Here is a 9933-nt window from a genome sequence, read left to right on the forward strand (position 1 = left end):
GGGACGATCCGGGAGGCGGCCGGGCGCGACCCGGGTGCGACGGGGAGGCGGAGCGGATGACCACGAACGACGTGCAACGCCGGCGGGTGGTGCTGACCGGGATCAGTTCCCGGGCCTGGGAGCACCCGGCGGACAGGGGCGCCCTGGTGGCGCTGCGCGAGCTGCGCGGGTTCGACGACGCGCTGAAGTCGTTGCACGCGTTGTGGAACGAGCGGGCGTGGCGGCTGGAGTTCCTCGGCAACGCGATCCGGGTGGACCACCGGCAGTTCCCGCGGGTGCACCGGCTGATGGCTGAGGCCGCGGCGTCGCTGGACATCGCGGAGCTGCCGGAGCTGTACGTGCAGAGCGACCGCGCGATCAACGGCATGTGCATCGGCATGTCGAAGCCGTTCATCGTGATCAACCGGGGTTGCCTGGAGCTGCTGGACGACGAGGAGCTGCGCTGCCTGCTCGGGCACGAGCTCGGGCACCTGGTCAGCGGGCACGCGGTGTACCGCACGATGGTGCTGATCCTGACGGACTGGGCGGTGCGGCTGGCGTGGCTGCCGGTCGGGTCGATGGTGCTGCGGGCGATCGTGGCCGCGCTGATGGAGTGGTGGCGAAAGGCGGAGCTGTCCGCGGACCGGGCGGGGCTGCTCGCCTGCCAGGACCCGGCGGCGTCGCTGCGGCTGTCGATGAAGCTGGCCGGCGGCGGGGACCTGTCGGAGGTCGACACGACCGCGTTCCTGGAGCAGGCCGCGGAGTTCGACCGGGCCGGTGACCTGCGGGACAGCCTGATCAAGATCCGCATGGTGACCGCGCGGTCGCACCCGATGCCGGTGGCGCGGGCCGCCGAGGTGCGGGCGTGGATCGACAGCGGGGAGTACCAGCGGATTCTCGGCGGGGAGTACCCGCGGCGCTCGGACGACGGGGACGCGTCGGTGAGCGAGGAGATCAAGGCGGCGGCCGCGTCGTACCGGGAGGCGTTCACGCGGTCGCAGGATCCGCTGGTGGCGTTGCTGCGCAAGCTCGGCGACGGCGCGTCGGAGGTCGGCGACTGGGTCGGCGCCGGCGCCGGCAGGGTGCGCGGCTGGATGCGGGGCAACGGCAACGGCACCGACAGCACGGAGGGCCAGCCGCCGCAGTAGGGCCAGCAGTGGCGAATGAGGCGCGAGTGCTCGGTCCGGCAGCACAGGCCCGTCGGACAGGACGGGGGCTCGGTTCGAGAGCGCAGGCCGTCCGGCAGGCCGGCTGCTCAGTCCGGCAGGCCAGGTGCTCGGTCCAGCAGCCCGGAGGCTCAGTCGGGCAGCGCAAGCTCAGTCGGGCAGCGCAGGCCGTCGGGCAGCGCAGGCCGTCGGGCAGCGCAGGCCCGTCCGGCAGCGCAGAGTGCCGAGTTGCCGCGGTAGAACCGGCGGCCGAAGAGGCGGGAAAACAGGCAGGACCCCGGGTACCCGCGCCACGGACCACACCCCGGCGCAGTAAGTTCCCGGTATGACAGTGCTCACCGACGAAGAGCTCCGCGCCGCGATCCGGCGGGAGATGCCGGGTGTCCGGGCCGACCTGGAGCGCCTCGTGCGTATTCCGGGGATCGCGTTCACCGGGTTCGACCACAGCCACGTCGAGCGGTCCGCCGAGGCTGTGGCGGAGCTGTTGCGCGGGGCCGGGATCCCTGACGTGCGGCTGGTACGCAAGGGTGGGCAGCCCGCGGTGCTGGGCCGGCGGCCGGCGCCGCCCGGGGCGCCGACGGTGCTGCTGTACGCGCACCACGACGTCCAGCCGGTCGGTGACCGGTCGCAGTGGCTGAGCGACCCGTTCGAGCCGGAGGAGCGCGACGGCCGCCTGTACGGGCGCGGCACCGCCGACGACAAGGCCGGCGTGATGGCGCACATCGCGGCGTTGCGGGCGTTCGGCGAGGACCTGCCGGTCGGGGTGGTGCTGTTCATCGAGGGTGAGGAGGAGTTCGGCTCCGAGTCGCTGGAGGAGCTGCTGCGGGAGTACCGCGACGAGCTCGCCTCGGACGTGATCGTGATCGCCGACTCGGGCAACTGGGACGTCGGCCAGCCGGCGCTGACGACCGGGCTGCGGGGGATCGTCAACGGGTTCTTCGAGGTGCGGGTGCTGGAGCAGGCGGTGCACAGCGGGATGTTCGGCGGGGCCGTGCCCGACGCGCTGATCACGCTGTCCCGGCTGATCGCGACGCTGCACGACGACGCGGGGGACGTGGCGGTGGAGGGCCTGGTCACCACCGCGAGCGCGCCGCTGGACTACCCGCAGGACCGGTTCCGTGAGGAGGCCGGGATGCTCGACGGGGTCGAGTTCATCGGTACCGGACGGCTGGTCGAACGGCTGTGGACCCGCCCGGCGATCTCGATCCTGGGCATCGACGCGCCGCCGACCGAGGGGGCGCCGAACGCGCTGATCCCGGCCGCGAAGGCCAAGTTCAGCGTCCGGATCGCGCCCGGTGACGACGCGCAGCGGGTGTACGACACGATGACGGCCCACCTGGAGCGGCACGTGCCGTGGGGTGCGCAGGTGACGGTGACGCTCGAGCAGCTCGGTGAGCCGTGCGTGATCGACGCGACGGGTCCTGTGTTCGAGGCGGCGCGGCAGGCGTTCGCCGAGGCGTGGGACGGTGTGGCGCCGGTCGACATGGGGGTGGGCGGGTCGATTCCGTTCATCGCGACGTTCCAGGAGCTGTTCCCCAAGGCGGCGATCCTGGTCACCGGCGTCGAGGACCCGAGCACCCGGGCGCACGGGCCCAACGAGAGCCTGCACCTCGGCGAGTTCGAGCGGGTCTGCGTGGCCGAGGCGCTCCTGCTGGCCAAGGTGGCGAGAGTCGCGCACACAGCCTGACGGCCACAGAAAGAACACGAACAGCGAAGAGCCCCCGCGTCACTCGCGCGGGGGCAGCTTCACCACGCTCACGAAGAACTCGTCGATCTGCCGCACCACCGCGATGAAACTGTCGAAGTCCACCGGCTTCGTCACGTACGCGTTGGCGTGCAGCGAGTAGCTGCGCAGGATGTCCTCGTCGGCCTGCGAGGTGGTCAGCACCACGACCGGGATCCGCCGCAGCTCGGGGTCCTCCTTGATGGCCTGCAGCACCTGCCGGCCGTCCACGCGCGGCAGGTTGAGGTCCAGCAGGATCAGGTCGGGCCGGGGCGCGCCGGCGTGCGGCCCCTCGCGGCGCAGGTACGCCAGGGCCTCCTCGCCGTCGTGCACGACGTTGAGCTTGTTGCGGACCTTGTGCTCCTCGAACGCCTCCTGCGTCATGAGCACGTCGCCCGGGTCGTCCTCGACCAGGAGCACCTCGATCGGCAGGGACGACTCCCTGGGTGCGGTCATTGCACGGACTCCTCAAGCAGCGGGGCGGGTGCGTCGAGTGCGGGCACGGGGAGCGTGAACCGGAACAGCGTACCTTCGCCATGCGACAAATCGATCCAGATCCGGCCGCCGTGGTACTCGACGATCTTCTTGGCGATCGCGAGGCCGATGCCGGTGCCCGGGTACGCGTCCTTGGGGTGCAGCCGCTGGAAGATGACGAAGACCTTGTCGGCGAACTCGGGTTCGATGCCGATCCCGTTGTCCTGCACGCTGATCTCGTAGTCGTCGTCGACGCGCCGGCTGTCCACGACGATGCGCGGGGCGCGGTCGGGGTGGCGGAACTTCAGCGCGTTGCCGATGAGGTTGCTGAACAGCGCGCCGAGCAGCGGCTCTTCGCCCCGGACCACGGGCAGCTCGGCGAAGGTGATCTCGGCGCCGGTCGTCTCCCGCTGCGACTCGAACTGCTCGGCGGCGTCGAGGACCACCTTGTTGAGGTCGACGTCGCTGAAGCCCGAGGTGAGCCGGCCGATCCGGGAGAAGGCGAGCAGGTCGTTGATCAGTCGCTGCATGCGCTGCGCCCCGTCGACGGCGAAGGCGATGTACTGGTCGGCGCGCTCGTCGAGCTGCCGGGCGTACCGGCGCTGCAGCAGCTGGCAGAAGGAGGCGACCTTGCGCAGCGGCTCCTGCAGGTCGTGCGACGCCACGTAGGCGAACTGCTCCAGGTCGCGGTTGGACCTGGTCAGCTCGGCGGCCTGCTGCTCGAGCATCCGGTTGGCCTCCTCGACCAGCCGGCGCGCCTCCACCACGTCGCGCAGCTCGGTGTTGATCCGGCGGCGCATCGTGTCGACGTCCGCGGCGAGCGCGGACAGCTCCGGCGGGCCGCCACCGATGATCTCGTGGTCGTAGTTGCCGGCCGCGACGATGCGCACCTCGGCGGCGAGCTCGATCACGGGCCGCGTCACCAGCCGCCGCAGCAGCAGCGCGAGGGCCGTGCCGGCCACGATGATCACGATCCCGGCGAAGACGAGCAGCAGGATCACCGTGTTGCCGGTGGAGCGCACCTGTGCGGCCACCACGTCACGGCGGGCGGCCACCCCGGTGCGCAGCGTGTCGATCCGGTCGGAGGCCGCGGTGTACACGGCCCGCGACGCGTCCGTCGGTGTCGCCCGCTCCGCGCTCGGCCCCTCGCTGCGGGTCTGCGCGATCAGCGGTTCGGTGACCTCCCGCCGGTACCGTGACGTCGCCGCCGTGATGTCGCGCACGGCGGCGAGCAGGTCGGGCTCGTCGGCCAGCAGCCGCTCCAGCTCGGCGAGCACTTCCGTCTCGGTCTGCTGGGCGGCCCGGTACGTGCCGAGATCGCTCTCCCTGCCGGTCAGCAGGAACGTCCGCGCGCTGGTCTGCTGGCGCAGCAGCTGCGAGTACAGGACCTCCGTGTCGACCAGCGCGGGCGTGAGCCGGTCCATCACCTTCGCGGTGTCCGCCCGGTTGGCGCCGGCGGCGACGGTGGCGCTCACCGCGATGAGCCCCAGCAGGCCCGCCACGACCGCGCACAGTGCGATGATCCGGCGCCAGAGGGACCACTTGGTCGGATTCATCCCGTACTCCTCGGGTCCAGCAGCAGCACGGCGATGTCGTCGGACAGCGGCCCGCCGTTGTGGCCCTCGGCCTGCGCCGCGAGCCAGGCCGGCAGGTCACGGGAGCGTACGCGCCCGGGATCCTTGAGCACCTCGACGATCCCCTCGATGCCGAGCCGCTCGCCGCCGGACGCGTCCGGCGTGGCACTGCCTTCGATGAGGCCGTCGGTGTACAGCAGCAGCTGCCAGCCCGGCGGTCCCAGGCGCACCTCGGTGGCCGGGCGCGGCGCCCCGGGCATGACCCCGAGCACCAGACCGGGTTGCACGTCGCACGGCTCGACCCGGTCGCCGGCGATGACGATCGGTGGCGGATGGCCGGCCAGTCGGATGCGGGCGCTGCCCTCGGCCAGGTTGACGGTGGCGACCGCGACGGTGGCGAACAGCTCGTCCGAGCGCCGCTCGCTCACCAGCACCTGCTCCAGCGAGTCCAGGATGTGGTCCTCGGGCACCCCGGCCAGCACCAGGGCCCGCCACGCGACCCGCAGCGCCACCCCGAGCGGGGCCTCGTCGACCCCGTGCCCGCACACGTCGCCGATGAGCAGGTGCAGGTGGGTGCCGTCGGCGCCGATCGCGTCGAAGAAGTCGCCGCCGAGCAGGCCCCGGTCGCGGCCGGGCCGGTAGATGGACCACAGGTCGGCCTCGACGCCGGCCATGATCGGCTTGGGCAGCAGCCCGCGCTCGAGCCGGGCCGACTCCGCCTGCCGCAGCTCCGACTCCCGCAGCAGTCTGGCCTGCTCGTCGGCGCGTTTGCGCTCGACGGCGTACCGGACGGCGCGGGACAGCCCCGTACCGTCGACGGCGCCTTTGACCAGATAGTCCTGTGCACCCTCGGCGACCGCGGCGGTGCCCAGGTGCTCGTCCTCCAGGCCGGTGAGCACGCACACGGCGACCCGGCCCGCATCCTGCAGCACCTGCCGGAGCCCGTCCAGGCCGCTCGCGTCGGGCAGGCCGAGGTCGAGCAGGACGCAGTGCGCCTCGCGCAGCAGCGGACGAGCCTCCCGCATCGTCTGCGCCACCTGGACGTCGAACGGCGCGCCGGCCTCCGCGAGCAGTTCCTGGACGAGGAACGCGTCACCCGGGTCGTCCTCGATGAGCAGCACCTGGATGCGTTCGCCCGTGCGCAGGCCCAGCCGGCGGTTGCGAAGGTCGATCGTCGTGCCGACGTCAGCCATGCTCACACCCCTGCCGAGGGGGCGGGTAGTTGTCGCGCGGCACGCATGAAGACGATCCTTCCCTACCTGACGGCTCGCCGCACGTGCGGGTGCGGTGTCCCAGTCCCAGTGGCCGCCGTCACATACTCCTGCTGCGTCCTACCGGTGGATAGGCTTTCGCGCGTGCACGGGCTCGAAAACATCGTCGGATTGATCGCGGTCGTCGTCGCCACTTCCGTGGTGGCCCGCCGCATCGGAGTGCTGTCCCCCATCCTGCTGGTCCTCGTCGGCATCGGGATCTCGTTCATCCCGGGCGTGCTGGAGATCGAGCTGGAGCCGGAGGTGGTGCTGCTCGGCATTCTCCCGCCCATCCTGTACGTCGCAGCGCTGGAGACCTCCGTCCCCGCGTTCCGCTTCAACATCCGGCCGATCCTGCTGCTCGCGGTCGGACTGGTGCTCTTCACCGCCGCGGCCGTGGGCCTGACCCTGCACATGCTCCTGCCGGAGGTGCCGCTCGCCATGTGCTTCGCGCTGGGTGCGGTCGTCGCGCCGCCGGACGCCGTCGCGGCGACCGCGGTCGCCAGGAGGATCGGCCTGCCCCGGCGGATCGTCACCGTGCTGGAGGGCGAAAGCCTCATCAACGACGCCACCGCGCTGGTCACCCTGCGGGTCGCGGTCGCCGCCGCGGTCGGCCAGGCCGTCGACGCCTGGTCGATCACCCGCACCGCGTCGATCGCGGTCATCGGCGGCGTCGCGATCGGCGTCGCGGGCGGCATCATCCTGGGGTTCCTGCACAAGCGCATCAACAACCCGCTCATCGACAACGCGATGTCGCTGCTCACCCCGTGGGTGGTGTTCCTGCCCGCGGAGCACATCCACGCCTCCGGCGTCGTCGCGGTCGTGGTCTGCGGGCTCGCCCTGGGCCACCGGATGCCGACACTGATGTCGGCCGCGTCGCGGCTGCAGATGGACGCTTTCTGGCGAATGGTGAAGTTCCTGCTCGAAGGGGCGGTCTTCCTCCTCGTCGGGCTGCAGCTGCGGGCGCTGATCGAGGAGGTCGAGCGGTCGTTCTGGTTCACCGTCGGCTGCCTCGCCGCGGTCATCGGCGTCGTGATCGTCGCCCGGATCGCGTGGCTCTTCCCGACCGTGTACCTCGCCCGGCTCATCCCACGTGTCCGCCGCCGCGACCAGGCACCCACACTGGCCGCCCCCGCGGTCATCTCCTGGGCCGGCATGCGTGGCGCGGTCACCCTCGCCGCCGCCCTGTCGCTGCCCGCGCCGGCCGAGGCCGAGGACTATCCGCGGGGACTCTTCGTGATTTTGGCCTTCGGTGTGATCGTCGCGACGCTGGTACTGCAGGGAGCGACGCTGCCGGCGGTCGCCCGACGGCTGAACGTGCCCGGCGACGACGAGAAGGAGGACGCGCTCGCGGAGGCGTCGGTGCAGCACGAGGCGAGCCGCGCCGGCAAGGCCCGCCTGGAGGAGGTGGCCGACGACGCCCCCGAGGGTGTGGTCGAGCGGCTGCGGCAGGTCGCGCTCAGCCGCTCCAACCTCGCCTGGGAGCGGCTCGGGCGATCCGACCGGGAAACGCCGTCCGCCGCGTACGCCCGCCTGCGACGCGAGATGCTGAATGCCGAACGGGAAGTCTTCCGGCGCGCCCGCGACACCGGCAAGATCCCCGAGGAGACGCTGCGCCAGGCGCAGCGCGACATGGACCTGGAAGAGTCACTGCTGGAGCGAGGAGATCTGTGACCTGCGCGCACATCGAAGCGGCGGAGAAGGTGGACACCCCGGAGGTCGACGGCTGCCCGGAATGCGTCGCCATGGGCTTCTCCGACTGGGTCCACCTGCGGCAGTGCCTCACCTGCGGACACATCGCGTGCTGCGACTCGTCCCCGCGCCGGCACGCGACCCAGCACTTCCTCACCACCCACCACCCGGTCATGCAGTCGATCGAGCCCGGCGAGTTCTGGCGCTGGTGTTACCTGGACGAGACCATCGGTTGACCCTGCCGTGACGTCCTACCTGCGGGTATGCGTGTTCTCAGCGGTTTCTAAGGAGACGCCGGACACAATCATCTCCAGTTGGGCATGGAGTCGGGTGCATTCGTGTTGCCATGGTCAACGGGGAATGGCCGACTGACAACGGGGTAGGGGGCGGACCATGGTGAGCGGGACATGATAGACGCGGTCATGGATCTGGTGGCTGCGCCCACCGTCCTTTACGCCACGATCCTGGTTCTCCTCACCATCGACGCGTTCATCCCGGTCGTCCCGGCGCAGGCCTTGATGATCGGCGGGGGCATCCTCTCCACCACGGGCCACGTCGAGCTGCTGCTGCTCGTCGCCGCCGGCGCGCTCGGCGCCGTCTCCGGTGACCTCCTGGCCTTCCTGGTCGGCCGGCGCCTGGCCCGCCGCGACGCCGGCACCCCGCAGCGCCTGACCCGCCGCAAGCCTCGGGCGATCACGATGCGGCTCAACGAGGCCATGCGCAAGCACATCTTCCTCGCCGTCCTCCTGTGCCGCTTCGTCCCCGCCGGTCGCATGATCACCGCGATCTACGCCGGCCGCAACGGCGTGTCGACCGGCCGGTTCGCCACGTACGACGTGGTCGCCGCCACCCTCTGGGCGTCCTACGGCGCCCTGCTCGGCCACTTCGGCGGCGAGGCGATCGCCGACTCGTCGTGGCTGCCGCTGACCCTGGTCGCCGCCGCCGCGCTGCTCTTCCTGGCCGGCGCCCCGCTGCTGGGCCTGGCCGGCCGCCTGCGCAAGCGCGCCGTGGTCACCGCCCAGCCGGCCGGGGCCGCTGTGGCCATCGCCTTCGCCGCCGAGCCGCCGCCCACCGGGCTGACCTCGCCGGCGCCCTCGCTCGCCGGAGTGCCCTCGGGCGCCGCGGCGGATTCGAGCGCTGGGCCGGTTCCGAGCGCTGCGGCGCGCTTCGGCGTGGATCCGAGCGCTGCGGTCTCCTCGGGGCCTGCGGTTGCGTCCAGGGCTCTGGCCGTGGACGGCGCCGGGTCTGCGGCGCGAGCCGGGGACGCAAAGGACGGGCGTTGGGCCAGGGGCGTGATCAACGGCCGCCGGTCGGGTGGGCGGTCGATCGTGAGTGCCGGGCTGGCCGCGACGTTCGGCGGCGTCGCCCGGGCGATGCGCGGGGCGGCGGGCATGCCGGTCGTCGCCGCGGCGCCGCAGCCGGTCCGCCGCCGCTGCCGCCGGACCGCGATGGAGACCCTGGCGGCCGCCGAGCCGATGGCCGCGATCGAGGTCCTCGTCGCGGCGGAGGCGGTTGCCGCCGCGGAGTCGGTCGTCGTGCAGGTCAACGGCCTCCAGAACGCCAGCTGACCAACCCCGGGCACCGCGGTCGGCCGGGCTGCTGATCGCTGTCGCCACGACGTCCGGTCATGTGCCGCGCCAAATTCCTGTTGCCCCCTCCTGTCGCATGATGCAGAGATAACCGACATTCCGGATTTGTACGGATAGGTGAGGCAAGACTTCAGAAGATGTGCCGGCGGGGGCAGGCTGGGAAAGCAGCAAAGCGCCACCTCGACAGGGGACGGGCGAGTCAGCGGACCGGCCGGCGGGAGCTGGTCCGGGCGGCCAGTGAGCGGACGACGGGTCGGCGGTATGCGCTGCCAGGCCGAAGGACCGGGCATCGTCGCGCGGGCCCGGCTGCTCGCCCTCAACGCGGAACGTCCGGCGGCCCGTCCGAGCGGCTGCGCCTGCTGCGCGGCCCTGGCTGCTCACCCTCGACATGGAACGTCCGGCGGCCCGTCCGAGCGGCTGCGCCTGCTGCGCGGCCCTGGCTGCTCACCCTCGACATGGAACGTCCGGCGGCCCGTCCGAGCGGCG

8 protein-coding genes are annotated in these 9933 nt (G+C 72.0%); 5 read left to right on the forward strand and 3 right to left on the reverse strand.

Features of this window, described 5'->3' with window-relative positions; translation table 11 throughout:
• Positions 1–56: 56 nt before the first annotated feature.
• Positions 57–1127 carry a M48 family metallopeptidase gene (locus AB0H83_RS47675; protein WP_360109203.1) on the forward strand — a complete coding sequence of 357 codons (1071 nt, stop codon included), beginning with the start codon at positions 57–59 and terminating at the stop codon, positions 1125–1127.
• A 343-nt stretch (positions 1128–1470) separates the two neighbouring features.
• Positions 1471–2832 carry a dipeptidase gene (locus AB0H83_RS47680; protein WP_360109206.1) on the forward strand — a complete coding sequence of 454 codons (1362 nt, stop codon included), beginning with the start codon at positions 1471–1473 and terminating at the stop codon, positions 2830–2832.
• 39 nt (positions 2833–2871) lie between these two features.
• On the opposite strand, the gene AB0H83_RS47685 is transcribed toward AB0H83_RS47680, so the two are convergent.
• The 3 genes from AB0H83_RS47685 to AB0H83_RS47695 are packed head-to-tail and all read right to left on the reverse strand — an operon-like array spanning position 2872 to position 6109.
• Positions 2872–3324, reverse strand: a complete 453-nt coding sequence (locus AB0H83_RS47685) for a response regulator (RefSeq protein WP_360109208.1) — start codon at positions 3322–3324, stop codon at positions 2872–2874.
• Positions 3321–4898: an ATP-binding protein gene (locus AB0H83_RS47690; RefSeq protein ID WP_360109211.1), complete on the reverse strand. Its 1578-nt coding sequence runs from the start codon at positions 4896–4898 to the stop codon at positions 3321–3323. The genes AB0H83_RS47685 and AB0H83_RS47690 overlap by 4 nt, the downstream gene beginning before the upstream one ends.
• Positions 4895–6109, reverse strand: a complete 1215-nt coding sequence (locus AB0H83_RS47695; RefSeq protein WP_360109214.1) for a fused response regulator/phosphatase — start codon at positions 6107–6109, stop codon at positions 4895–4897. The genes AB0H83_RS47690 and AB0H83_RS47695 overlap by 4 nt, the downstream gene beginning before the upstream one ends.
• Before the next feature lie 162 nt (positions 6110–6271).
• Here AB0H83_RS47695 and AB0H83_RS47700 point away from each other — a divergent pair, with 162 nt between their 5' ends.
• The 3 genes from AB0H83_RS47700 (at position 6272) to AB0H83_RS47710 (ending at position 9426) form a co-directional block, all read left to right on the forward strand.
• A complete protein-coding gene (locus AB0H83_RS47700; protein WP_360109217.1) occupies positions 6272–7840 on the forward strand; it encodes a Na+/H+ antiporter in 1569 nt (522 codons plus the stop codon).
• A gap of 71 nt (positions 7841–7911) precedes the next feature.
• Positions 7912–8094: a UBP-type zinc finger domain-containing protein gene (locus tag AB0H83_RS47705; protein ID WP_360109231.1), complete on the forward strand. Its 183-nt coding sequence runs from the start codon at positions 7912–7914 to the stop codon at positions 8092–8094.
• Between the two features lie 186 nt (positions 8095–8280).
• The gene (locus AB0H83_RS47710; RefSeq protein WP_360109220.1) at positions 8281–9426 is read left to right on the forward strand and encodes a VTT domain-containing protein; all 1146 of its coding nucleotides are present in this window, start codon (positions 8281–8283) and stop codon (positions 9424–9426) included.
• Positions 9427–9933 lie beyond the last annotated feature (507 nt).

The sequence above is a fragment of the Dactylosporangium sp. NPDC050688 genome (assembly GCF_040654515.1).
Lineage (GTDB): Bacteria > Actinomycetota > Actinomycetes > Mycobacteriales > Micromonosporaceae > Dactylosporangium.